Consider the following 22,668-nt stretch of genomic DNA (forward strand, 5'->3'; position numbering starts at 1 on the left):
TCTTCTAACCAGTTTAAAGATAATGCAAAGGTAAAAAATGTTCAGTATCTCACAAAAGGAAATTAAAAACGATCTTCTGTCCGCGACTACCCAAAGAAGAATAATACTCAATACTATATATACTTACTCTTCACAAGTCAATTAAGTTTTTAGTATTTTTAGAATTAAAAGAAAGCAGTTCTTATTTTTAAAATGCATGGAAGGGCTATCATTGCCACTCTAGCAGGGAGAGTCTTGATCCATGTTTTAAATTGTTCAAAAGATGCTGTTTAAAATTTGCTAGTTTGTTCCGATAGTTAAGAGGTAAGAAATTAATATCAGGAGAGAATTTAATGACGATCGAACAAGCAAAAGCAATTTTAAAAAATCCGGAAACTGGCCGTTATTTGACGAAGGAAGAAATGGAAGCAATAGATTTTTTAATCAGCATGGCTGAACCCAAAGAACAGAAGTAGTTTGCTTCTGTTTTTTTTGTGTGATTTTAGTGGTATGAATTGGCGAGAAGTCTTAACCATCCTATTGGGTTTTTACCTATGGAAATAAATAAAGACCCTGCAGTAGACTATTTAATAAGTGTCTACTATACAGGGCGAGGTTTCGTCTGCAAGAGTCTTACATTAATAGAAGAGTATGTTATAAGTAAATAGATGACAGGAACACCCCTGTTCATATTCTTATCTATACTATTTAATCTCAGTTGCTTTTCTCAGCTGAAATTCAGCCTTGATCTCCTTCAATAATACTTCGTCTGTAATCAGCTGAAAGGCTGTCAAGGCCAGTGCCTTTGCTCCTTTAAGAAGGGCTTCGTCTCCTTGTGGAGAAGCAGCAGCTTCACGGAATGGAACGGTGTGCGCAACGAGTTCATCCGGACCGATTTTGATGTAAGGGTGGATGGTTGGTACCACCTGGCTGATGTTCCCGGCATCCGTCGAGCCAATGCCGCTCCTTTCTTCAGTTGCTACCGTTTCACCTAGTTCCTCAATAACACTTTTAAACACTTCATTATATCGATCATTCAATAGAATGTTATCGACTTCGTTTTGGAAAGCAATGACGTTTAGCTTTGCTCCGGTTGCAAGAGCTGCTCCTTCAGCTACTGCTTTTACGCGACGTGTTACTTCATTCAATCTGCTTCTTGTTGCAGCACGGATGAAGAACCTGGCTTTTGCATATTCAGGAATGATATTCGGTGCATCACCACCATGGGTGATGATCCCATGAATTCTTACATCATCATGAAGCTGCTGTCTTAGTGCGTTTATTCCATTGAAAAGCTGTATCACCGCATCCAATGCATTTATTCCTTCATGAGGGGATGCAGCTGCGTGCGCCGGCTTTCCGATATATTCAAAGTCAAGCGGGTCAACAGCAAGGGAGCCGGTTGTCAATCTTGTTTGTCCAGACGGGTGGAGCATCAATGCGGCATCGATACCTTCCACTAGTCCATGTTTTACAAAACTGCCTTTGGCACTGCCGTTGGGACCACCCTCTTCGGCAGGCGTTCCAAAAACGACTGCTTCACCGCCGGTTTCATCAAGCACTTTGCTTAGAGCAATTGCTGCTGCAACACTTGTAGTTCCTATGATATTATGTCCGCAAGCATGGCCTATTCCTGGAAGAGCATCATATTCTGCAAGAAAAGCGATGGAGGGACCAGGTTTATCAGACTTTTTGCGCGCCACAAAGGATGTCTCATGCCCCGCTACAGCCTTGTTAACTTCAAAGCCTTCATCCTCCAAAATCTTGATCAGCTGGGCAGAAGCGAAAAACTCTTCATTGCCGATTTCCGGACGTTCATGGATTGCGTGGCTGGTTGATAGATAAAGATCTTTGTTTAGTTCTACATTTTCAACAATAACATCCTTTAATTCCTTTAGTGATTTTACAGGTGTTGACATCCTAATTCCTCCTTGATTTTGTTATTTTAGGGGCGGAAGGGATGTGTCCGCCCATTTAAGCAGCTGTCTTTTACCCCAGCTTAGGGGGCTTTTTCGCAGTCAAGGTTACAGAAATCCTTTTTTACCATGATGTTAATAATGCAGGGAAGCTTCCTGATAATCCTGATGAACTTCGCGGCAATCGATGTAGATTACCAGCCAATCTCACTAAGCGGAACGAAGGTAGGAATCGTATTTCCTTTGTATTCCTTCTCGATGAATTCTTTTGTGTCGTCCTGCTGGTAAAGTTCAGCTAACCTCTTCAATATTTTGTTGTTTTTGTCCTCTTCCCGAACAGCAATGATGTTGATATATGGAGTTGCGGTTGCACTTTCGAGGAAGATGGCATCCTTCTTGGGTGTGAATCCTGCGTCAACTGCAATTCCGTTGTTGATGATTGAAGCCGCAACATCTGGCAATACCCTTGGAGTCTGGCCGGCAACAATTGTAACAAACTCAAGATTCTTGGGGTTTTCAACGATTTTATCCAGGGACCCAATACCATCGAATCCATCCTCTAGCTTGATCAAACCAGCTTCCTGCAGCAGAAGAAGGCCTCTGCCCATGTTAGTCGCTTCATTGGCGAGGGCTATTTTGCCGCCTTTAGGGATGTCATTTACATCCTTGAATTTATCTGAATAAATTCCCATTGGTGCAATCAACGTAGTAGCAATAGGTACAAGGTTAATATTATGTTCCTTGATAAAAGCGTCAAAATAAGAAACAGTCTGGAATGAGTTGGCATCCAATTCGCCTTCGGCAAGAGCAAGGTTCGGCTGCACGTAGTCTGAGAAGGTGACGATTTCCACGTCAATCCCTTCTTTTTCAGCTTTTTTAGCGACGAAATCCCATACACGGTGATCCATACCGCTGACGCCAAGTTTGACTTTAACTGTTTCTCCGCTTTTTGCGGATGTTGATGAGCTTGAGCATGCCGTGCTGAATGCTGCCAATGTAAGTACGATAAGGGTTAAAAGTAATTTTTTCATTTTGGTTTCCTCCTGATTATCTTCTTCTGATTTTTTTAGCTGTAATATTTCCAAGCGATTGAAGGCCCTGGACCAACACAATCAAAATTCCTACTGTAATGAGCATCGTTGTTGTATCAAAACGCTGATAGCCATAAGTAATAGCCAGATCCCCCAGGCCGCCGCCGCCGATTGCTCCTGCCATGGCCGAAGCGCCAATCAATCCGACTGTTGCAATCGTGAAGGCGAGGATAAGAGAGCTCAGCGCTTCAGGGATAATGAATTTAAAAACGATCTGCCAGGGAGTAGCGCCCATTGATTCTGCAGCTTCGATGACACCCGGGTCCACTTCCAAAAGAGAATTCTCTACTAATCTTGCAATATACGGCCCTGCATAAAAGACAAGCGGGACGACTGCCGCAGCGGTGCCAATGGATGTACCAACAAGAAATCTGGTAATTGGGATTATCGCTACCAGTAAGATGATGAATGGCACCGAGCGGAACACGTTGATGATGCCATTCAGGACATTGAAGACCGGAGCGTTTTCAAGCAAATGTCCTTTCCGTGTCACGACGAGAGCAATTCCAAGAGGCACTCCAAGGACTGCCGAGAACAGCAGCGAGAACGCAACCATCTGGAGAGTCTCTACTAATGCCTGAATGATTTGTTCTGAATTAACTAGCATGTGCTTTCACTTCCTTTATGCTTACTTTTTGCTGGCCGATAAAATTTAGAGCCCGTAAAATTTCTTTATCACTGCCCTGAAACTCGACGATCAGGTTTCCGAATGGGGTGCCCTGAAGCTCGGTAATATTTCCAAAAAGAACATTGATATTTACATCAAATTTCTTTGCAAGCTGTGATAAAAGCGGCTGGCCGGCTGAATCACCGACAAAATTGATTCGGAATACCTTTTGAAGCCCGGAGTGCCCATCAATAATCGTTCGAACTGAATCTGGGATAGTGTCATTCATGATGGAGCTGACAAAGTTCCTTGCCGTTTTCGTTTTCGGAGCAGAAAAGACATCAAAGACAGTGCCTTCCTCAATAATTCTTCCTTCTTCAATGACAGCCACGCGATCACAAATTTCACGGATGACTGACATCTCATGGGTAATGATTAAAATGGTGATGTTGTACTCCTTGTTGATTTTTTTCAAAAGCTGAAGAATGGAGCTTGTTGTCTGCGGATCAAGTGCAGAAGTCGCTTCGTCACACAGCAGGATTTTCGGCTGGGTTGCCAGTGCCCGTGCTATTCCAATCCGCTGCTTTTGGCCGCCGGATAGCTGATCCGGATAACTGTCTGCTTTATCAGCAAGGCCGACAAATTCAAGAAGCTGATGAACCCGCTCTTTTATTTGTGCCTTTGGAATTTTTGCGAGGACCAGCGGCATGGCCACATTATCAAAAACGGTTTTCGAATTTAAGAGATTGAAATGCTGGAATACCATCCCGATATTCCTTTTAATCTCCCTGACCTCTTTTACAGAAAGGGAAGTCAGGTCGCAGCCATCAACAATCACCTGTCCTGAAGTCGGACGTTCCAATAAATTCACGCAGCGGATCAATGAACTTTTTCCTGCGCCGCTAAAACCAATGACTCCAAATATTTCGCCTTCGTTAATTTCTAAATCAATTCCATTTAGCGCGGCTACCTTTTGCCCGCGGCTTTCGTATACTTTTTCTACTTTCTGAAAAGTAATCACCTTTCTGCCTCCTTTGTAGATGGTTCATCCATGCTTTTTCAATTAACAAAAAAGCCCTCTTCCCGGAAATAGGAAGAGGGCACGCCTGAAAAAATACAGGACAAACTTCTCTTCTTATCTCCCAAGCCTTTTGCTTGCTGGATTTGGCACAGTCCCCCATAAGGGGTCCGCTGCCGAGGCTTCATAGGGCCAGTCCCTCCGCCTCTCTTGATAAGAAAGTATTGATATATAGTTGTAGGTAGGGAATTCCGGAAAAATAAAAATCCCCTTCAGAAAGAAGAGGACATCAAATTAAAAAGTTGGCCTCTTCTTATCTGTCAAGCTGCGCTTGCTGGATTTGGCACAGATTCCAAAAGGAGTCCGCTGCCGAGGTGTCATAGGGCCAGTCCCTCAACCTCTCTTGATAAGAAGGTAACGAATATTCGGTTTTAAATCTTGTTTATTACTTTACTGTGGCATAGAGAAAGTGTCAATCATTTTATTTGGAATTTTTCTCGAAATTTGGAAAATGGGAAATTCGGATTATAAGGATGAGGTGAGATCCAGCCGTTGAAAAAATTAAAAGAAGGTGCCCAAAAGTTTTATATCTTTTGCTACACCATCTTTCGTTGATGGAAATTAGTTTGCTTTAGGTTTTACCTTTTTTCAAGTTAGCTTCCTCAACCTTCCTTAGTTCTAGGTAATCACCTATGTTAAAAAAATGAATATCTTATGCTCGATACCACTTTCATCGAGGAGGCTTGGGCATGGGTTACTTTGTTACTGTAGAACAAGGTGTGAATTTGTATGTTGAAGACATTAATCCTGGAGGAAGCAAGACCATTGTTTTCTTGCATGGCTGGCCGTTGAGCCATAAACAGTTTGAATATCAATTTAATGTTCTTCCATCCATGGGGTACCGTTGCATCGGGATAGACTGGAGGGGCTTCGGGAATTCGGATAAACCAATGTCTGGATACACTTTTGACCGATTGGCCGATGATATCCGCGCGGTAGTTGAGACACTTCAATTAAATAATTTTGCCCTGGTTGGCCACTCTACTGGAGGTGCGATCGCAATCAGATATATGTCCCGGTACAATGGTTACGGAGTATCAAGGCTGGTCCTTGTTGATGCTGCAGCCCCAACAGGATTTACAGCCGAAAATGCAGGCAAATTGCTTAAAGAAGCATTAAACGACCGCCCGAAGATGATGCAGGGAATAATTGATACTTTTTTCTTTCAATATATTTCTCCTCAGTTTTCCGACTGGTTCTTTCAAATGGGACTACAGGCCGCAGGTTGGTCCACAGCGTCAGTCATCGTTTTATTAAGAGGTGAAAACCTGCATGCTGACCTTCCAAAAATAGAAGTACCAACATTAATTATTCACGGCATTCATGACAAAGTGATACCTTTTGCACAAGCGCAAGAACAAAATCGAAAAATAAGGAATTCACAGCTTGTTCCTTTTCAGTATAGTGGACATGGTGCTTTCTGGGAAGAACGGGACAAGTTCAACCAGCTGCTGACACAGTTTATTTAGCGATCTGGCTGTAAAAGTTTAGTAGTGAAATTCATTAAAAATGCACACGAAAAATGACGTATGAAATGACATACGTCATTTTCTTTTGTCTAATTTTTATCTGAGTAATAAACAAAAAAATTTTGAGGGAAATTAAATAAGAATTATCTTTTGACGGAAAAAGAAAATTGATTTATGATTTACTAATCCGATAAAACCAACCTAAATAGGAGGAATTAAAATGAGGAAATTATCTTTACTTTTTGTTTTGATCCTAACTGCAGTCCTGATGATGGCAGGCTGCGGTGGAAAGAATGAGTCCGATGAAGTGCCACAGGGGAACGATGCTACCGACAAAGAGAATGCAGTTCTTGAGAAGGTTGAAAAGGAAGGGGTCCTTCTTGTTGGAACAGAGGGTACATATCCACCTTTCACTTTCCATGACGAGAGCGGAAAACTCACAGGATTTGATGTTGAAATTGCAACTGAAGTCGCTAAAAGACTTGGAGTCAAGGCTGAGTTTAAAGAGACTCAGTGGGACGCCATGTTTGCTGGCCTTGATGCAAAGCGTTTTGACATGATCGCGAACCAAGTAGGAATCAAACCTGAAAGAGAAGAGAAGTATGCCTTCTCAAAACCATATATCACATCAACGGCTGTATTGATTGCACATGAAGAGAATGATGAAGTGAAAGGTTTTGAAGATTTAAATGGGAAAAAGGCAGCTCAGTCCATGACAAGCAACTATGCAGACATAGCCAGAACTAATGGTGCAGAAATCGTTGGAGTAGAAGGGTTTAACCAGGCGATTGAGCTGATTTTGTCAAAGCGTGCGGATGTTACAATTAACGAAAATCTTTCCTTCCTTGATTTTAAAAAGGCAAAGCCTGATGCAAAAGTAAAAATTGTAGCAGAGAGCGAAGATGCATCACAAAGTGGTTTGATGTTCAGAAAAGACAGCGAAACTCTAGTTGAGGCTGTTAACGGAGCGCTTGCGGATATGATTGCTGATGGTACTTATGACAAAATTTCCTTGAAGTGGTTTGGTGAAAATGTACTTGAATAACATATTTGCCGACCCTGAAAGAATGGACCGGCTGGCCGAAATTGCCCAAAATTCATTTATCCCCCTTTTACAGGGGGCTATTTTTTACACAATCCCATTAACGTTAATTTCATTTGTATGTGGATTGGGTTTGGCGATCTTGACGGCTCTCGCCAGGATTTCCGATGTTAAATTTCTACAGTTTATCGCAAGAGTTTATGTGTCTGCCATTAGAGGAACGCCTTTACTTGTGCAATTATTCATTCTGTTTTATGGATTGCCGACCATTGGTATTATCCTCGACCCCTGGCCTTCTGCAATCATTGGATTCAGCCTGAATGTGGGAGCATACGCTTCTGAAATAATCAGGGCAGCTGTCCTTTCCATCCCCAAGGGGCAATGGGAAGCAGGGTATTCAATCGGCATGAGCAGCAGGCAGGTCCTTAGGAGAATTATATTTCCGCAGGCAACAAGGGTTTCCATCCCGCCTTTATCGAATACTTTTATTAGTTTGGTAAAAGATACATCCCTTGCATCGATGATCCTTTTAACAGAGATGTTCAGAAGGGCACAGGAAATCGCGACGACAAATTATGAATTCCTTCTTCTCTACACGGAGGCTGCCCTTATTTACTGGGTGATCTGTTTCATCCTTTCAATCGCTCAGGGAAGAATCGAAAACAGGCTTGACCGTTATGTGTCTCGTTAAAATCAAGAGGAAAGGAGGTATTTCATGATCTCAATAAAAGGGTTGAAAAAATCATTTGATCAACTGGAAGTTTTAAAAGGAATCGATCTAGAAATCGATAAAGGAAAAGTTGTTGTTATTATCGGACCATCCGGATCTGGTAAAACTACTTTTCTGCGCTGCCTGAATATACTTGAAACGCCCACTGAAGGCATCATCACTATTGGTGGGCAGAAAATGGATTTCTCAGCTAAGGTTCCACAGAAAGCCATTTCTTCTTTCCGCCGACTGACCGGGATGGTATTCCAGGGTTATAATCTTTTCCCGCACATGACTGCGCTTGAGAATGTAATGGAAGGCCCGATCACAGTCAAAAAAGAGGCAAAGAATATTGCGAGGAACAAAGCAGAGCACTTCCTTGAAAAAGTTGGCCTCTCAGACAAAATGGAATTTTACCCATTTCAGTTATCAGGCGGCCAGCAGCAAAGGGTGGGAATCGCCAGGGCACTCGCCATGGAACCTGAGGTCATGCTGTTCGACGAACCAACCTCTGCCCTCGATCCTGAATTAGTTGGAGAAGTTTTGAAGGTTATGAAGGATCTGGCCAATGAGGGCATGACCATGGTCGTCGTTACCCATGAAATGCGATTCGCCCAGGAAGCAGCAGATGAAGTAATCTTCATGGACGGCGGGGTCATAATAGAACGCGGAAAGCCTGATAGCATCTTTAAGACTCCAAAAGAAGAACGGACAAAACAATTTTTGAGAATGATTCAATAATTGATATAAAAAATTTCAAGAATATGATTCGGGAGATACGATGAAACCAAAAATAATTCTTGCGTTAGTAGCTATAGTATTTTTATTATCAGCTTGCGGCGAAAAAAGCATAGACGGAAAAATGGTATTGCTAAATCAGGACAAGGAAGAAATCACCTTTCCCCAGGCCAAGCCAACCCTGTTCTTTTTCATGACTACCTACACCTGAACACATTGCCAGCAGCAACTGGTCCAGTTGTATAACAACCTAGAGGATTTAAAAGATTTAGATGTAAATATGTATATTATCAGCGGAGATACCCCTGATCAGCAAAAAGAATTATATAATGCCTTTAAAGATGAATTCGGTAAAAGTGTCCCATTCATCTCCGACCCTGATCTTAAAATGACAGAGCTGTTCGAAATGAAGAATGGAGATGCACCTTATAGAGGATATGGTCTTCTTGATGAAAAAGGGAATGCAGTGTTTCATACAGTAAATGACTACTGGGGCGAACAATTCGATCAAACTTTGAAAGAAATAAAAGATGAATATCAGCAAATTAACGATAAATAATCACTTGTATTATGAAAAGCCACAGGATATCCTATGGCTTCTTTTTAATGGTTGATTCATTTTACCTATATTTAACACGGTGATATAGTAATAAGTAGCTAGTTTGATAGGGAGGCATAATATGAGTTGCAAGGCGTGTACTGTCGGGGTTCTGGAATATGAGGTGAAAGTGGAAGGAGAGGTGAACCATCGAATATTTTTGGATGTGGTTCACCATTTGGAGCGGAATGGTCAATGGGTAAAGGCAGAAGAAAATTCGTTTGTTGTGAAAGAAGCAGGGATGAGAGATTTTCTCGATTTTTGCTCTGACCACATGGATTGGGATCATGTGCATTTTCGGCTGGGAGAGCAAAGCTGGAGACCAGTTTCGGAAGCAAAAGATGTGCTGGATAGTCAGTGGATCGATGATGTGATTAGAAAAGAGCTGGTTACCTGTCACGCGCAGCCGATACTGACTGCTGATGAAGAAGTGTATGCTTACGAAATGCTGGCGAGGTTTTACAGAGAAGATGGGTCATTGATTTTTCCAGGTGAAATCTTTGGGGCAGCGAGAAAACGCGAACGTTTATATGCGCTGGACCGGGTTTGCAGGATGGCGGCAGTAAAACATGCGGCACTCATAGACCAGAAAGTCTTTATTAATTTTATTCCAACTTCGATTTATTCTCCGGAACATTGTTTGAAGTCGACCATTCAGTTGGCGAATCACCTAGGAGTGGACCCGGATCGACTTGTATTTGAAGTCGTTGAAACGGATCAAGTAGAAGACACGGACCATTTAAAAAGGATCCTGGCATTCTATAAGGAAAAAGGCTTTCGTTATGCACTTGATGATGTAGGCGAAGGCTATAGCACGTTGGAATTGCTGACCGACCTGCAGCCGCATTATATGAAATTGGATATGAAATATGTGCAGGGTGTATCCCGGGATGAGCAAAAACAGAAGACAGCATTGGCCTTTTTGGACCAAGCTATGAAGCTTGGGGCTGTTCCACTGGCTGAAGGAATTGAAACGCACGAGGATTTCGGATGGCTTAAGGAAAAGGGATATCAGCTTTTCCAGGGGTATTTGTTTGGCAGACCTGCTCCTATTCAATCATCCCGATAATCTGGCCTTGCAAATTCTTGGTTTTTTGGAGAACATTCGCCTGCATAGTGATTATGTAACACAGTCTTCCTCGTACTTAAAAAAGATTAGCTTGAAAAACAAAAAACCCTTGCGGTGCAAGGGTTTTACTTGATGGAGTAATGGTGCACGAACCCCGAACTTCAACTAATCAGTCCCCGGGAGAGGAACTAATATGTAACGAGCAATAGAAGCTGTAAATCATCTAGATACCTTGTTCATTTCCTTCTACTCCTTTTTCGAAGGAAGGCTGGAATTTCGAGAGAGTCTTCTGGTTTTTTCGGTTGTCGGTCGTACTGTAAGGGTTCTTTATATCTTCCTTGTTCTTCATATATACCATATTCCTCATATTCTAGAGGTTCCTTGTAATTTCCAGGGGTTTCGTAATGATAAGGTTCTTTGTTAGTTGCATACCCTCGCTGTGTTGCGCGAACTTGTTGTGGAGTTTGGAACTGTCCCATTTCTTCTGTTGAAGGGCGATGGGAAGTTTTTGGTGATAGTTCATCTTCATGATTAAATCCAGTAGCAATCACCGTAATCATGATATTGTTATTAAGATCTTCGTTAATGACAGAACCAAATATCATATTTAATTCCTGACCGGTTGCAGCGGCTACAATATCTGCTGCTTCTTGTACTTCATACAAGCTTAAATTACTCCCGCCAGTTATATTCATCAATACACCTTGGGCACCATCAATGGAGGTCTCAAGCAACGGACTGGAAATGGCTTTCTTTGCTGCTTCGACTGCGCGGCCATCCCCTGAGGCAACACCGATACCCATTAAAGCTGTTCCTTGAAAGGACATGATTGTTTTTACGTCAGCAAAATCAAGGTTAATCAAACCTGGTACAGCAATTAGATCCGAAATGCCCTGAACACCCTGCCTGAGGACATTGTCCGCTTCCCGGAATGCTTCAAGCATTGGCGTTCTTTTGTCGACAATTTCCAATAATCGTTCGTTTGGAATAATGATTAAGGTGTTAACAGCTTTCTTCATCTCTTCGATTCCGGCTGCCGCATTTTTAGCACGCTTACTGCCTTCGAATTTGAATGGACGCGTAACCACGCCAATAGTTAGAGCACCAACCTCACGCGCGATTTGAGCAATAGCAGGTGCAGCTCCAGTGCCAGTTCCTCCGCCCATTCCAGCTGTCACGAAAACCATATCAGCGCCTTTTAAAACTTCCTGAAGTTGTTGTCTGCTTTCCTCGGCTGCCTTCCTGCCAATTTCGGGATTTGCACCTGCACCCAATCCTCTTGTCAGCGTATTACCGATTTGCATCTTGATTTCCGCTTTTGACATATTAAGAGCTTGTGCATCTGTATTTACAGCAATAAATTCTACACCTTGTACCCCATCATCAATCATCCGGTTAACGGCATTATTTCCACCGCCACCTACCCCAATCACTTTTATCGTTGCAAATTTATCTATTTGTGGATCCAATTCTAACATCCATATTCCTCCCAATCACTTTTCTAATTATCCATATTGAATCTTTCCCGTTCTTCTCTAGCATTGGACATATAATAAAATTCGTTTTAGAGAGTCTTTTCCTGCAGGTTGTTAATAATTTGTAACTTCAAAGTAATAAATGAGACAAATGGTGAGCCAGGAGCAAAAGGCGTAATACAGCATATACAAAATGGATATTTTAAGATCATCCTCAGTAATTTGCTTATAAATGAAAATAGAAAATGAGAAACTTTTCATAATGTGTAACTTTAGTAGTGAGGGAATTTTATTTGAGGGAGCTGTCTTATTAATTAAAATTGCTAAAGTAGAATTGTTTGTACAGAATAATAAAGAAGTGGTACCAGTCAAGTTAAGGGTGTAAGAAATTTTAGTCATTTATTAAAAAGAGAATTAATAACGAAAAAAGCTGTAAAACCAATTTGGTTTTACAGCTTTTTAATTAGTGGAGAATAGGGGGCTCGAACCCCTGACCTCAACGCTGCCAGCGTTGCGCTCTCCCAGCTGAGCTAATCCCCCGTATCTAAATAGATAAGGTACAAGAAAGATTATATAACCATCTTGAAGGACATGCAAGACAAAATTTTATAAATAAACTAAAAAAAGCCGCCGTGAAGCGGCTTTTCCTATAATCCTTCGATTTCTACCCTGTTGATACCTTCGATCTCTGAAACGGTTTCATATACATCGGTCGTCTTTCGTTTGAAGTCCACTGTCACAATTAACTGAACAAGTTGATTTCCTTCTGCGAGGTCTTTAATGCGTACATTCTTTAATGAGATCTTTTCCGCTTTAATCTGGGTGATAATTTCTGCGATGCTTTGCCTGCCGTTTACATTGAATTGCAGACGTATTTCTTTTTCCCTTAATTGCCTTGGCCCGATGAATGTCATTAGGAACGGGATGAACTCGACACTGACGATAAGCAAGGTAACCCCCGCAATAGCCTCTAAGTAAAAGCCTGCTCCCACTGTGATTCCGATTCCGGCTGCTCCCCAAATCATCGCAGCGGTAGTAAGGCCGGAAATGGTGTCATTCCCTCTCCGCAAAATGACACCAGCACCAAGGAAGCCAATCCCTGAAACGATTTGTGCTGCCAAACGAAGAGGGTCCATCGTGATATTAACATCCTTGTCTCCAGGAAACATGTAGGCGGATTCACTTGAGACAATCGTTAAAAGACAGCTCACGATTGATATAACTAAACTTGTTTTTAAGCCAACCGGTTTTCTTTTGATTTCTCTTTCCAGTCCGATTACAAGACCTAAGAAAGCAGAGATGCCAAGTTTAACTAAAATTTGCATATCCATTGAATACAACATATAGATCTCCTGCCCCTGATAAGATGTATTTACTTTCCCTAAAAAAGATCAGATAAACTTAGACCAAAGAATATTTTAAATAAATTCAAGATAAAAATATCGTTTCATTGTAAAATACATTTAATTCATAATTTATTATTTTGGCTCTTAGCTCGAACTTTTCCGGATAGGAGATGTTCCGACTTTGATTTAAAAGCCTGATTAAAAGAGAAGGAGAATAGAAATGGAGTCACCTAGAGTAAACCCTTATCTCGCCGTTGCAATTGGTGTAGTAGCTGTATCAACATCTGCAATTTTAGTTAAAGTATCTTCTGCTCCGTCGGGAGTTATTGCATTTTATCGTTTGTTTTTTTCAGTATTGCTTATGCTGCCGGTGTTTCTTATAAAATATGTCTCGGAACTTCGTCTTATTACGAAACGGGATTGGGTATTCAGCGGGATCGCCGGTGTTTTTCTTGCTTTTCATTTTATCCTATGGTTCGAATCCCTTAACTACACCTCTGTGGCAAGCTCAACTGTGCTGGTTACCCTTCAGCCACTATTTGCATTTGTAGGAGCGTACTTCTTCTTTAAGGAACGGGTTTCTTTTAAAGCCATTCTAAGCGGGATGATTGCTATTGCCGGAAGTGTCATCATCAGCTGGGGTGATTTTAAAATCAGCGGCAGTGCGTTATTTGGAGATTTCCTGGCCATTGCAGCCTGTGCATTAGTAACCGTATATCTATTATTTGGCCAAACAGTAAGGAAGAGAATGTCATTAATCACTTATACATTCATTGTTTACAGCATTAGTTCAATCACATTGTTTTTTTACGTACTGGCAGTTGGGGATTCTTTCTATCCGTATGCATCCAGTGATTGGGTATATTTCATCCTCCTTGCACTGATTCCTACATTGCTCGGCCATACATTATTTAACTGGTCGATTAAATGGATCAGCGCTTCTGTCATTTCGATGGCGATTTTATTCGAACCTGTCGGGGCAACCCTCCTTGCATACTACCTCCTTGGCGAAAATGTTATTTGGACACAAGTCGCAGGCGGATTAGTTGTTATTGCAGGAATAACTTTATTCTTAGTAGACGAAAGAAAAATGAAGCTGAAAAATAAAGCAGAAATTAATTCGATTTCAGGGTAGGTGGGTTATGGTGGAAATCCGTCGGGCGATGAAAGAGGATGCAGCTGCTATTGCTGAGGTTCACATAAAAAGCTGGAAAGAAACTTATGAAGGAATCATTAGCGAAGATTACTTAGATTCTTTAAAGGTTGAAAATCGTAAGCCTTTATGGGAAAAAAGCTTGTCAGAAGCAGCAAATACCTCTCCAGTTTTTGTTGCTGTCAGTCCAGAAGGAGAAGTAGTAGGATTCGCTTCCTTTGGAAAAGAAAGAACTGGAAACTTTAACGTTGATGGTGAACTTTACGCAATATATATTCTCCAAAAGTATCAAGGAAGAAAAATAGGTTTGAAGCTAGTACATGCAGGACTTAAAGAATTATTGGAGCAACAATATACTTCCATGCTTGTGTGGGTACTGGCAGAAAACAATAGCCGTAAATTTTATGAAAGTCTCAACCCTGATAAAGCTGGCGAAGAGGTCGTAAAGATAGCTGGACAGGACTATGAGGAAATAGCATACGAATGGAAGAATTTAATATCTCTTCAGCAAATGCTTCTCGAAAAATTAAACAAGGAAAAAAGATGATAATAAAAGATCTTTTGAAAAAATCCCCTTCCAAGGGGATTTTTAAATGAATAGGTATGTGAATCTTGAAAATAAAAATCCGCAGATTGTTGAGAAGATTAATGTTCCACCGTGTACTTTGCCTTCAGTGTTGGCGATTTTTATCGCTTCAATATAAGCGATGCTAAATAAGAATACGGCCATGATTAGTGATAGATATAGTGCAATTGATTGAAGCAAAAGTGATCACCCCGGTAATGTAGTTTGTCCAATACATGTTATGAGTTGGCAGAAAGATTTATTCTATAAGAAGAAAAGTAGAGTAGTATAGCAGAAAACAATTCTTCGGAAAAAAACTTTAAAAATTATATTGCAAACATTTTTTAGGCGTGGTATATTTAATCTCGCTTCAGAAAAACAACGTTGAAAAAGAAAAACGACATCGATTTTGTTGAAAAAGAAAAACGAAAAAGTTGTTGACAATAAAAACTCAACGTGTTAAATTAATAAAGTCGCCTCTGAGCGACGAACTGAACAAATTGTTCCTTGAAAACTAAACAAACAAGCGTCAACAAACAATAATATTCTTGCTTCTATTATAGAAGACAAGAGCCAACGTTTTATTTTATGAGCTAACTCATAACTCTTTCTTGGAGAGTTTGATCCTGGCTCAGGACGAACGCTGGCGGCGTGCCTAATACATGCAAGTCGAGCGGATCTTCATTAGCTTGCTTTTGAAGATCAGCGGCGGACGGGTGAGTAACACGTGGGCAACCTGCCTGTAAGACTGGGATAACTTCGGGAAACCGGAGCTAATACCGGATAATCCTTTCCCTCACATGAGGGAAAGCTGAAAGACGGTTTCGGCTGTCACTTACAGATGGGCCCGCGGCGCATTAGCTAGTTGGTGAGGTAACGGCTCACCAAGGCAACGATGCGTAGCCGACCTGAGAGGGTGATCGGCCACACTGGGACTGAGACACGGCCCAGACTCCTACGGGAGGCAGCAGTAGGGAATCTTCCGCAATGGACGAAAGTCTGACGGAGCAACGCCGCGTGAGCGATGAAGGCCTTCGGGTCGTAAAGCTCTGTTGTCAGGGAAGAACAAGTATCGGAGTAACTGCCGGTACCTTGACGGTACCTGACCAGAAAGCCACGGCTAACTACGTGCCAGCAGCCGCGGTAATACGTAGGTGGCAAGCGTTGTCCGGAATTATTGGGCGTAAAGCGCGCGCAGGCGGTCCTTTAAGTCTGATGTGAAAGCCCACGGCTCAACCGTGGAGGGTCATTGGAAACTGGGGGACTTGAGTGCAGAAGAGGAGAGCGGAATTCCACGTGTAGCGGTGAAATGCGTAGAGATGTGGAGGAACACCAGTGGCGAAGGCGGCTCTCTGGTCTGTAACTGACGCTGAGGCGCGAAAGCGTGGGGAGCGAACAGGATTAGATACCCTGGTAGTCCACGCCGTAAACGATGAGTGCTAAGTGTTAGAGGGTTTCCGCCCTTTAGTGCTGCAGCAAACGCATTAAGCACTCCGCCTGGGGAGTACGGCCGCAAGGCTGAAACTCAAAGGAATTGACGGGGGCCCGCACAAGCGGTGGAGCATGTGGTTTAATTCGAAGCAACGCGAAGAACCTTACCAGGTCTTGACATCCTCTGACAACCCTAGAGATAGGGCGTTCCCCTTCGGGGGACAGAGTGACAGGTGGTGCATGGTTGTCGTCAGCTCGTGTCGTGAGATGTTGGGTTAAGTCCCGCAACGAGCGCAACCCTTGATCTTAGTTGCCAGCATTCAGTTGGGCACTCTAAGGTGACTGCCGGTGACAAACCGGAGGAAGGTGGGGATGACGTCAAATCATCATGCCCCTTATGACCTGGGCTACACACGTGCTACAATGGATGGAACAAAGGGTCGCGAAGCCGCGAGGTCGAGCCAATCCCATAAAACCATTCTCAGTTCGGATTGCAGGCTGCAACTCGCCTGCATGAAGCCGGAATCGCTAGTAATCGCGGATCAGCATGCCGCGGTGAATACGTTCCCGGGCCTTGTACACACCGCCCGTCACACCACGAGAGTTTGTAACACCCGAAGTCGGTGGGGTAACCTTTTGGAGCCAGCCGCCTAAGGTGGGACAGATGATTGGGGTGAAGTCGTAACAAGGTAGCCGTATCGGAAGGTGCGGCTGGATCACCTCCTTTCTAAGGATATTGCCTAAGGGCAATCGGAATGCGAACCTATGGTTCGTACTGTTGACCAGCTTGTTTGTTTAGTTTTGAGGGAGCAAGTGCCTCAAGACTTTTTTGTTCCTTGAAAACTAGATAATCGTAAGTAAGAAGAACCAAGAAAAAACCGAGTGATCGCCATTTTAGTTTTCTCTCTATTCAATTAGAGAAATGACCTTTTAGGTTAAGTTAGAAAGGGCGCACGGTGGATGCCTTGGCACTAGGAGCCGATGAAGGACGGGACTAACACCGATATGCTTCGGGGAGCTGTAAGTAAGCTTTGATCCGGAGATTTCCGAATGGGGAAACCCACTGTTCGTAATGGAACAGTATCTTTACCTGAATACATAGGGTATTGAAGGCAGACCCGGGGAACTGAAACATCTAAGTACCCGGAGGAAGAGAAAGCAAACGCGATTCCCTGAGTAGCGGCGAGCGAAACGGGACATAGCCCAAACCAAGAGGCTTGCCTCTTGGGGTTGTAGGACACTCTACATGGAGTTACAAAGGAACGGGGTAGATGAAGTGGTCTGGAAAGGCCCGTCAGAGAAGGTAAAAACCCTGTAGTTGAAACTTCGTTCCCTCCTGAGTGGATCCTGAGTACGGCGGGACACGAGAAATCCCGTCGGAAGCTGGGAGGACCATCTCCCAAGGCTAAATACTCCCTAGTGACCGATAGTGAACCAGTACCGTGAGGGAAAGGTGAAAAGCACCCCGGAAGGGGAGTGAAAGAGATCCTGAAACCGTGTGCCTACAAGTAGTCAGAGCCCGTTCATGGGTGATGGCGTGCCTTTTGTAGAATGAACCGGCGAGTTACGATTACATGCAAGGTTAAGTTGAAGAGACGGAGCCGCAGCGAAAGCGAGTCTGAATAGGGCGAATGAGTATGTGGTCGTAGACCCGAAACCAGGTGATCTACCCATGTCCAGGGTGAAGGTTGGGTAACACCAACTGGAGGCCCGAACCCACGCACGTTGAAAAGTGCGGGGATGAGGTGTGGGTAGCGGAGAAATTCCAATCGAACTTGGAGATAGCTGGTTCTCTCCGAAATAGCTTTAGGGCTAGCCTCACGTTGTAAGAGTCTTGGAGGTAGAGCACTGTTTGGACTAGGGGCCCTCATCGGGTTACCGAATTCAGACAAACTCCGAATGCCAAAGACTTATCCGTGGGAGTCAGACTGCGAGTGATAAGATCCGTAGTCAAAAGGGAAACAGCCCAGACCACCAGCTAAGGTCCCAAAGTATACGTTAAGTGGAAAAGGATGTGGAGTTGCTTAGACAACCAGGATGTTGGCTTAGAAGCAGCCACCATTTAAAGAGTGCGTAATAGCTCACTGGTCGAGTGACTCTGCGCCGAAAATGTACCGGGGCTAAACGTATCACCGAAGCTGTGGATTGACATCTTAGATGTCAGTGGTAGGAGAGCGTTCTAAGGGCGTTGAAGCTAGACCGTAAGGACTGGTGGAGCGCTTAGAAGTGAGAATGCCGGTATGAGTAGCGAAAGATGGGTGAGAATCCCATCCACCGAATGCCTAAGGTTTCCTGAGGAAGGCTCGTCCTCTCAGGGTTAGTCGGGACCTAAGCCGAGGCCGAAAGGCGTAGGCGATGGACAACAGGTTGATATTCCTGTACCACCTCTTTATCGTTTGAGCGACGGGGGGACGCAGGAGGATAGGGTAAGCGCGCTGTTGGATATGCGCGTCTAAGCAGTTAGGCTGCAAGTGAGGCAAATCCCGCTTGCGTGAAGGCTGAGCTGTGACAGCGAGGGAAATTTAGTACCGAAGTTCCTGATTCCACACTGCCAAGAAAAGCCTCTAGCGAGATAAATGGTGCCCGTACCGCAAACCGACACAGGTAGGCGAGGAGAGAATCCTAAGGTGAGCGAGAGAACTCTCGTTAAGGAACTCGGCAAAATGACCCCGTAACTTCGGGAGAAGGGGTGCTCATTTGGGTGAATAGCCCGGATGAGCCGCAGTGAATAGGCCCAGGCGACTGTTTAGCAAAAACACAGGTCTCTGCGAAGCCGCAAGGCGAAGTATAGGGGCTGACGCCTGCCCGGTGCTGGAAGGTTAAGAGGAGGGGTTAGCTCACGCGAAGCTCTGAATCGAAGCCCCAGTAAACGGCGGCCGTAACTATAACGGTCCTAAGGTAGCGAAATTCCTTGTCGGGTAAGTTCCGACCCGCACGAAAGGCGTAACGATCTGGGCACTGTCTCAACGAGAGACTCGGTGAAATTATAGTACCTGTGAAGATGCAGGTTACCCGCGACAGGACGGAAAGACCCCGTGGAGCTTTACTGTAGCCTGATATTGAATTTTGGTACAGCTTGTACAGGATAGGTAGGAGCCTGAGAAACCGGAGCGCCAGCTTCGGTGGAGGCGTCGGTGGGATACTACCCTGGCTGTATTGAAATTCTAACCCGCGCCCCTGATCGGGGCGGGAGACAGTGTCAGGTGGGCAGTTTGACTGGGGCGGTCGCCTCCTAAAGAGTAACGGAGGCGCCCAAAGGTTCCCTCAGAATGGTTGGAAATCATTCGCAGAGTGTAAAGGCACAAGGGAGCTTGACTGCGAGACCTACAAGTCGAGCAGGGACGAAAGTCGGGCTTAGTGATCCGGTGGTTCCGCATGGAAGGGCCATCGCTCAACGGATAAAAGCTACCCCGGGGATAACAGGCTTATCTCCCCCAAGAGTCCACATCGACGGGGAGGTTTGGCACCTCGATGTCGGCTCATCGCATCCTGGGGCTGTAGTCGGTCCCAAGGGTTGGGCTGTTCGCCCATTAAAGCGGTACGCGAGCTGGGTTCAGAACGTCGTGAGACAGTTCGGTCCCTATCCGTCGTGGGCGCAGGAAATTTGAGAGGAGCTGTCCTTAGTACGAGAGGACCGGGATGGACGCACCGCTGGTGTACCAGTTGTCTTGCCAAAGGCATCGCTGGGTAGCTATGTGCGGACGGGATAAGTGCTGAAAGCATCTAAGCATGAAGCCCCCCTCAAGATGAGATTTCCCATAGCGCAAGCTAGTAAGAACCCTGAAAGAATGATCAGGTTGATAGGTCAGAGGTGGAAGCGCGGTGACGTGTGGAGCTGACTGATACTAATCGTTCGAGGACTTAACCAAATAGATCATTCGTTCTTCTTGAATTCTTCTTACACATTATCTAGTTTTGAGGGAATGAAAATTTCTCTTGCAAAAAGCATAAAAAGCAGTATAATAGATATTGTCTTTGAAAATTGTCTGGTGACGATGGCGAGAAGGTCACACCCGTTCCCATACCGAACACGGAAGTTAAGCTTCTCAGCGCCGATGGTAGTTGGGGGATTCCCCCTGTGAGAGTAGGACGTCGCCGGGCAGTATCAAATGGAGGATTAGCTCAGCTGGGAGAGCATCTGCCTTACAAGCAGAGGGTCGGCGGTTCGATCCCGTCATCCTCCACCATATTTTTTCACAAATGCCGGTGTAGCTCAATTGGTAGAGCAACTGACTTGTAATCAGTAGGTTGGGGGTTCAAGTCCTCTCGCCGGCACCATGCTTCTTGCTTCTCTGATCAGCAGCAGCGTAAGCATGCGAGAAATCCCGGAGGGATTTTGAGCAGAGAAACATTTTCTCGAAGCTAATCTTTGTACGAGCCATTAGCTCAGTCGGTAGAGCATCTGACTTTTAATCAGAGGGTCGAAGGTTCGAGTCCTTCATGGCTCACCATGATTTTTTCGCGCAAGCGAAAATAATCATCCTTTAATCCTGCTTCAGCGGATTAACTATAATATGCGGGTGTGGCGGAATTGGCAGACGCACCAGACTTAGGATCTGGCGCCGCAAGGCGTGGGGGTTCGACTCCCTTCACCCGCACCATTTTTTCAAACAAGTCAATAAACATACGCGGAAGTAGTTCAGTGGTAGAATACAACCTTGCCAAGGTTGGGGTCGCGGGTTCGAATCCCGTCTTCCGCTCCAAAGTTCTTAAGCCGGGGTGGCGGAACTGGCAGACGCACAGGACTTAAAATCCTGCGGTAGGTGACTACCGTACCGGTTCGATTCCGGTCCTCGGCACCAAGTTAGCTAATCAATCAAAAATATGCGCCCGTAGCTCAATTGGATAGAGCGTCTGACTACGGATCAGAAGGTTATGGGTTCGACTCCTTTCGGGCGCGCCATTATTTTTCTCTATATCGGGGAGTAGCTCAGCTTGGTAGAGCACTTGGTTTGGGACCAAGGGGTCGCAGGTTCGAATCCTGTCTTCCCGACCATGCTATTAATAATTTGGGGCCTTAGCTCAGCTGGGAGAGCGCCTGCCTTGCACGCAGGAGGTCAGCGGTTCGATCCCGCTAGGCTCCACCATTTATAACTTTAATAATGATTTGGCGGTGTAGCTCAGCTGGCTAGAGCGTACGGTTCATACCCGTAAGGTCGGGGGTTCGATCCCCTCCGCCGCTACCAATTCTAAATCTGGTTGAACCTATTCAATCTAGGCTAACATGGACCTTTAGCTCAGCTGGTTAGAGCAGACGGCTCATAACCGTCCGGTCGTAGGTTCGAGTCCTACAAGGTCCACCATTATATTGTCGTTTTTTACGGAGGTATACCCAAGTCTGGCTGAAGGGATCGGTCTTGAAAACCGACAGGCGGGTAACACCGCGCGGGGGTTCGAATCCCTCTACCTCCTCCATAATTCATTAAACATTTTATTACCGTCGCGGGGTGGAGCAGCCCGGTAGCTCGTCGGGCTCATAACCCGAAGGTCGCAGGTTCAAATCCTGCCCCCGCAATCAATGAGTTATTTTCAAGTATACTACTTGAAAATACTTTGGTCCCGTGGTGTAGCGGTTAACATGCCTGCCTGTCACGCAGGAGATCGCCGGTTCGATCCCGGTCGGGACCGCCATTTGTGGCTCAGTAGCTCAGTCGGTAGAGCAAAGGACTGAAAATCCTTGTGTCGGCGGTTCGATTCCGTCCTGAGCCACCTTTATTTATTTAAACTTAATATGCATTTTAAAATATGGCGATTGTGGCGAAGTGGTTAACGCACCTGATTGTGGTTCAGGCATTCGTGGGTTCGATTCCCATCAGTCGCCCCATTTTTTGCGGGTGTAGTTTAGTGGTAAAACCTCAGCCTTCCAAGCTGATGATGAGAGTTCGATTCTCTTCACCCGCTCCATAAGGGCCTATAGCTCAGCTGGTTAGAGCGCACGCCTGATAAGCGTGAGGTCGATGGTTCGAGTCCATTTAGGCCCATTTTTTTTATTATTCCGCAGTAGCTCAGTGGTAGAGCACTCGGCTGTTAACCGAGCGGTCGTAGGTTCGAATCCTACCTGCGGAGCCATTATGGGGAAGTACTCAAGAGGCTGAAGAGGCGCCCCTGCTAAGGGTGTAGGTCGGGTAACCGGCGCGAGGGTTCAAATCCCTCCTTCTCCGCCATAAGGCCCCTTGGTCAAGCGGTTAAGACACCGCCCTTTCACGGCGGTAACACGGGTTCGAATCCCGTAGGGGTCATACAAAAAAGCTGTCAGCAATTTTGCTGACAGCTTTTTTGTGTTCATTTTTAACTTGCAAATTTTACAATCAGCTTGTGCTTCCTTCTTTTACCTCAAACTGCATTTGATCACAACTATACAATTTCAACATCTTTTCCGCATTATCCTATCAATTCACATGC

Annotated in this window: 16 protein-coding genes, 22 tRNA genes, 3 rRNA genes, 1 pseudogene and 2 riboswitches; of the genes and pseudogenes, 34 read left to right on the forward strand and 8 right to left on the reverse strand. The window is 44.6% G+C overall.

All coding sequences use genetic code 11. The features are described 5' to 3' along the window. The first annotated feature begins 332 nt into the window (after window positions 1-332). Complete coding sequence (locus tag ACXAEA_RS05610) at window positions 333-455, forward strand: hypothetical protein (RefSeq protein WP_475094955.1); 123 nt, start codon at window positions 333-335, stop codon at window positions 453-455. A gap of 228 nt (window positions 456-683) precedes the next feature. Here the strand turns inward: ACXAEA_RS05610 and ACXAEA_RS05615 are convergent, their stop codons facing one another. The 4 genes from ACXAEA_RS05615 to ACXAEA_RS05630 form a co-directional block, all read right to left on the reverse strand. After that, a complete protein-coding gene (locus tag ACXAEA_RS05615) occupies window positions 684-1,898 on the reverse strand; it encodes a M20 family metallopeptidase (protein ID WP_475094956.1) in 1,215 nt (404 codons plus the stop codon). Between the two features lie 191 nt (window positions 1,899-2,089). After that, window positions 2,090-2,926, reverse strand: a complete 837-nt coding sequence (locus ACXAEA_RS05620; RefSeq protein ID WP_475094957.1) for a MetQ/NlpA family ABC transporter substrate-binding protein — start codon at window positions 2,924-2,926, stop codon at window positions 2,090-2,092. A gap of 16 nt (window positions 2,927-2,942) precedes the next feature. After that, window positions 2,943-3,593: a methionine ABC transporter permease gene (locus tag ACXAEA_RS05625; protein ID WP_475094958.1), complete on the reverse strand. Its 651-nt coding sequence runs from the start codon at window positions 3,591-3,593 to the stop codon at window positions 2,943-2,945. Then, complete coding sequence (locus ACXAEA_RS05630; RefSeq protein WP_475094959.1) at window positions 3,583-4,614, reverse strand: methionine ABC transporter ATP-binding protein; 1,032 nt, start codon at window positions 4,612-4,614, stop codon at window positions 3,583-3,585. The genes ACXAEA_RS05625 and ACXAEA_RS05630 overlap by 11 nt, the downstream gene beginning before the upstream one ends. Window positions 4,615-4,725: 111 nt before the next feature. After that, window positions 4,726-4,831, reverse strand: a riboswitch (SAM riboswitch). A 90-nt stretch (window positions 4,832-4,921) separates the two neighbouring features. Beyond that, a riboswitch (SAM riboswitch) is annotated at window positions 4,922-5,024 on the reverse strand. A gap of 336 nt (window positions 5,025-5,360) precedes the next feature. Here ACXAEA_RS05630 and ACXAEA_RS05635 point away from each other — a divergent pair. The 7 genes and pseudogenes from ACXAEA_RS05635 (at window position 5,361) to ACXAEA_RS05665 (ending at window position 10,296) form a co-directional block, all read left to right on the forward strand. Beyond that, window positions 5,361-6,140 (forward strand): alpha/beta fold hydrolase, encoded by a 780-nt coding sequence (locus ACXAEA_RS05635; RefSeq protein ID WP_475094960.1) that lies wholly within the window; start codon window positions 5,361-5,363, stop codon window positions 6,138-6,140. 220 nt (window positions 6,141-6,360) lie between these two features. Then, window positions 6,361-7,185, forward strand: a complete 825-nt coding sequence (locus ACXAEA_RS05640) for an amino acid ABC transporter substrate-binding protein (protein ID WP_475094961.1) — start codon at window positions 6,361-6,363, stop codon at window positions 7,183-7,185. Beyond that, window positions 7,172-7,873 carry an amino acid ABC transporter permease gene (locus tag ACXAEA_RS05645; protein ID WP_475094962.1) on the forward strand — a complete coding sequence of 234 codons (702 nt, stop codon included), beginning with the start codon at window positions 7,172-7,174 and terminating at the stop codon, window positions 7,871-7,873. Before ACXAEA_RS05640 ends, ACXAEA_RS05645 begins: the two co-directional genes overlap by 14 nt. A 24-nt stretch (window positions 7,874-7,897) precedes the next feature. Next, a complete protein-coding gene (locus tag ACXAEA_RS05650; RefSeq protein WP_475094963.1) occupies window positions 7,898-8,632 on the forward strand; it encodes an amino acid ABC transporter ATP-binding protein in 735 nt (244 codons plus the stop codon). 40 nt (window positions 8,633-8,672) lie between these two features. Then, the gene (locus ACXAEA_RS05655) at window positions 8,673-8,840 is read left to right on the forward strand and encodes a hypothetical protein (protein WP_475094964.1); all 168 of its coding nucleotides are present in this window, start codon (window positions 8,673-8,675) and stop codon (window positions 8,838-8,840) included. 15 nt (window positions 8,841-8,855) lie between these two features. Continuing rightward, window positions 8,856-9,188 (forward strand): annotated as a pseudogene (locus tag ACXAEA_RS05660) (hypothetical protein); the annotation flags it as partial. 121 nt (window positions 9,189-9,309) lie between these two features. Continuing rightward, a complete protein-coding gene (locus ACXAEA_RS05665) occupies window positions 9,310-10,296 on the forward strand; it encodes an EAL domain-containing protein (RefSeq protein WP_475094965.1) in 987 nt (328 codons plus the stop codon). 236 nt (window positions 10,297-10,532) lie between these two features. Here ACXAEA_RS05665 and ftsZ read toward each other — a convergent pair whose 3' ends face one another. From ftsZ to ACXAEA_RS05680, 3 genes are all read right to left on the reverse strand, one after another. Continuing rightward, window positions 10,533-11,774 (reverse strand): cell division protein FtsZ, encoded by a 1,242-nt coding sequence (gene ftsZ / locus ACXAEA_RS05670; RefSeq protein WP_475094966.1) that lies wholly within the window; start codon window positions 11,772-11,774, stop codon window positions 10,533-10,535. A gap of 464 nt (window positions 11,775-12,238) precedes the next feature. Beyond that, window positions 12,239-12,311 (reverse strand) — tRNA-Ala (locus ACXAEA_RS05675). Window positions 12,312-12,418: 107 nt separating this feature from the next. Then, window positions 12,419-13,102 carry an MgtC/SapB family protein gene (locus ACXAEA_RS05680; protein ID WP_475098061.1) on the reverse strand — a complete coding sequence of 228 codons (684 nt, stop codon included), beginning with the start codon at window positions 13,100-13,102 and terminating at the stop codon, window positions 12,419-12,421. Window positions 13,103-13,337: 235 nt separating this feature from the next. Here ACXAEA_RS05680 and ACXAEA_RS05685 point away from each other — a divergent pair, with 235 nt between their 5' ends. Both ACXAEA_RS05685 and ACXAEA_RS05690 read left to right on the forward strand, forming a co-directional pair. Further along, entirely contained in the window at window positions 13,338-14,252 is a 915-nt protein-coding gene (locus ACXAEA_RS05685; protein ID WP_475094967.1) for a DMT family transporter, read from the forward strand. 10 nt (window positions 14,253-14,262) lie between these two features. Further along, a complete protein-coding gene (locus ACXAEA_RS05690) occupies window positions 14,263-14,817 on the forward strand; it encodes an N-acetyltransferase family protein (RefSeq protein ID WP_475094968.1) in 555 nt (184 codons plus the stop codon). Window positions 14,818-14,859: 42 nt separating this feature from the next. Here the strand turns inward: ACXAEA_RS05690 and ACXAEA_RS05695 are convergent, their stop codons facing one another. Further along, a complete protein-coding gene (locus ACXAEA_RS05695) occupies window positions 14,860-15,036 on the reverse strand; it encodes a hypothetical protein (protein ID WP_475094969.1) in 177 nt (58 codons plus the stop codon). 407 nt (window positions 15,037-15,443) lie between these two features. Here ACXAEA_RS05695 and ACXAEA_RS05700 point away from each other — a divergent pair. The 24 genes from ACXAEA_RS05700 (at window position 15,444) to ACXAEA_RS05815 (ending at window position 22,505) form a co-directional block, all read left to right on the forward strand. After that, window positions 15,444-16,993: ribosomal RNA gene (locus ACXAEA_RS05700) — 16S ribosomal RNA — on the forward strand. 206 nt (window positions 16,994-17,199) lie between these two features. Continuing rightward, a 23S ribosomal RNA gene (locus ACXAEA_RS05705) occupies window positions 17,200-20,135 on the forward strand. A gap of 116 nt (window positions 20,136-20,251) precedes the next feature. Then, window positions 20,252-20,367: ribosomal RNA gene (gene rrf / locus ACXAEA_RS05710) — 5S ribosomal RNA — on the forward strand. The 16S, 23S and 5S rRNA genes sit together here with 21 tRNA genes alongside, the layout of an rRNA operon. Before the next feature lie 10 nt (window positions 20,368-20,377). Continuing rightward, window positions 20,378-20,453, forward strand: a tRNA-Val gene (locus ACXAEA_RS05715). A 15-nt stretch (window positions 20,454-20,468) separates the two neighbouring features. Next, window positions 20,469-20,544: transfer RNA gene (locus ACXAEA_RS05720), tRNA-Thr, on the forward strand. A gap of 97 nt (window positions 20,545-20,641) precedes the next feature. Next, window positions 20,642-20,717, forward strand: a tRNA-Lys gene (locus tag ACXAEA_RS05725). Between the two features lie 65 nt (window positions 20,718-20,782). Then, window positions 20,783-20,867 (forward strand) — tRNA-Leu (locus ACXAEA_RS05730). Between the two features lie 27 nt (window positions 20,868-20,894). Then, window positions 20,895-20,969 (forward strand) — tRNA-Gly (locus tag ACXAEA_RS05735). Window positions 20,970-20,979: 10 nt separating this feature from the next. Then, a tRNA-Leu gene (locus ACXAEA_RS05740) sits at window positions 20,980-21,068 on the forward strand. A 24-nt stretch (window positions 21,069-21,092) separates the two neighbouring features. Then, window positions 21,093-21,169 (forward strand) — tRNA-Arg (locus ACXAEA_RS05745). A gap of 16 nt (window positions 21,170-21,185) precedes the next feature. Continuing rightward, window positions 21,186-21,262, forward strand: a tRNA-Pro gene (locus ACXAEA_RS05750). Window positions 21,263-21,277: 15 nt separating this feature from the next. Next, window positions 21,278-21,353, forward strand: a tRNA-Ala gene (locus tag ACXAEA_RS05755). Window positions 21,354-21,375: 22 nt separating this feature from the next. After that, window positions 21,376-21,452, forward strand: a tRNA-Met gene (locus ACXAEA_RS05760). A 40-nt stretch (window positions 21,453-21,492) separates the two neighbouring features. After that, window positions 21,493-21,569 (forward strand) — tRNA-Ile (locus ACXAEA_RS05765). 19 nt (window positions 21,570-21,588) lie between these two features. Then, window positions 21,589-21,681: transfer RNA gene (locus tag ACXAEA_RS05770), tRNA-Ser, on the forward strand. Between the two features lie 26 nt (window positions 21,682-21,707). Beyond that, window positions 21,708-21,781, forward strand: a tRNA-Met gene (locus ACXAEA_RS05775). Window positions 21,782-21,821: 40 nt separating this feature from the next. Further along, a tRNA-Asp gene (locus tag ACXAEA_RS05780) sits at window positions 21,822-21,897 on the forward strand. 5 nt (window positions 21,898-21,902) lie between these two features. Then, window positions 21,903-21,975: transfer RNA gene (locus ACXAEA_RS05785), tRNA-Phe, on the forward strand. 39 nt (window positions 21,976-22,014) lie between these two features. Then, window positions 22,015-22,090: transfer RNA gene (locus ACXAEA_RS05790), tRNA-His, on the forward strand. A gap of 6 nt (window positions 22,091-22,096) precedes the next feature. After that, a tRNA-Gly gene (locus ACXAEA_RS05795) sits at window positions 22,097-22,170 on the forward strand. 3 nt (window positions 22,171-22,173) lie between these two features. Beyond that, window positions 22,174-22,247 (forward strand) — tRNA-Ile (locus ACXAEA_RS05800). A 13-nt stretch (window positions 22,248-22,260) separates the two neighbouring features. Beyond that, window positions 22,261-22,335: transfer RNA gene (locus tag ACXAEA_RS05805), tRNA-Asn, on the forward strand. Between the two features lie 4 nt (window positions 22,336-22,339). Beyond that, a tRNA-Ser gene (locus ACXAEA_RS05810) sits at window positions 22,340-22,430 on the forward strand. A 3-nt stretch (window positions 22,431-22,433) separates the two neighbouring features. Next, window positions 22,434-22,505 (forward strand) — tRNA-Glu (locus ACXAEA_RS05815). The last annotated feature ends 163 nt before the right edge of the window (window positions 22,506-22,668 follow it).

The sequence above is a fragment of the Mesobacillus sp. ABV4_180 genome (genome assembly GCF_056158485.1).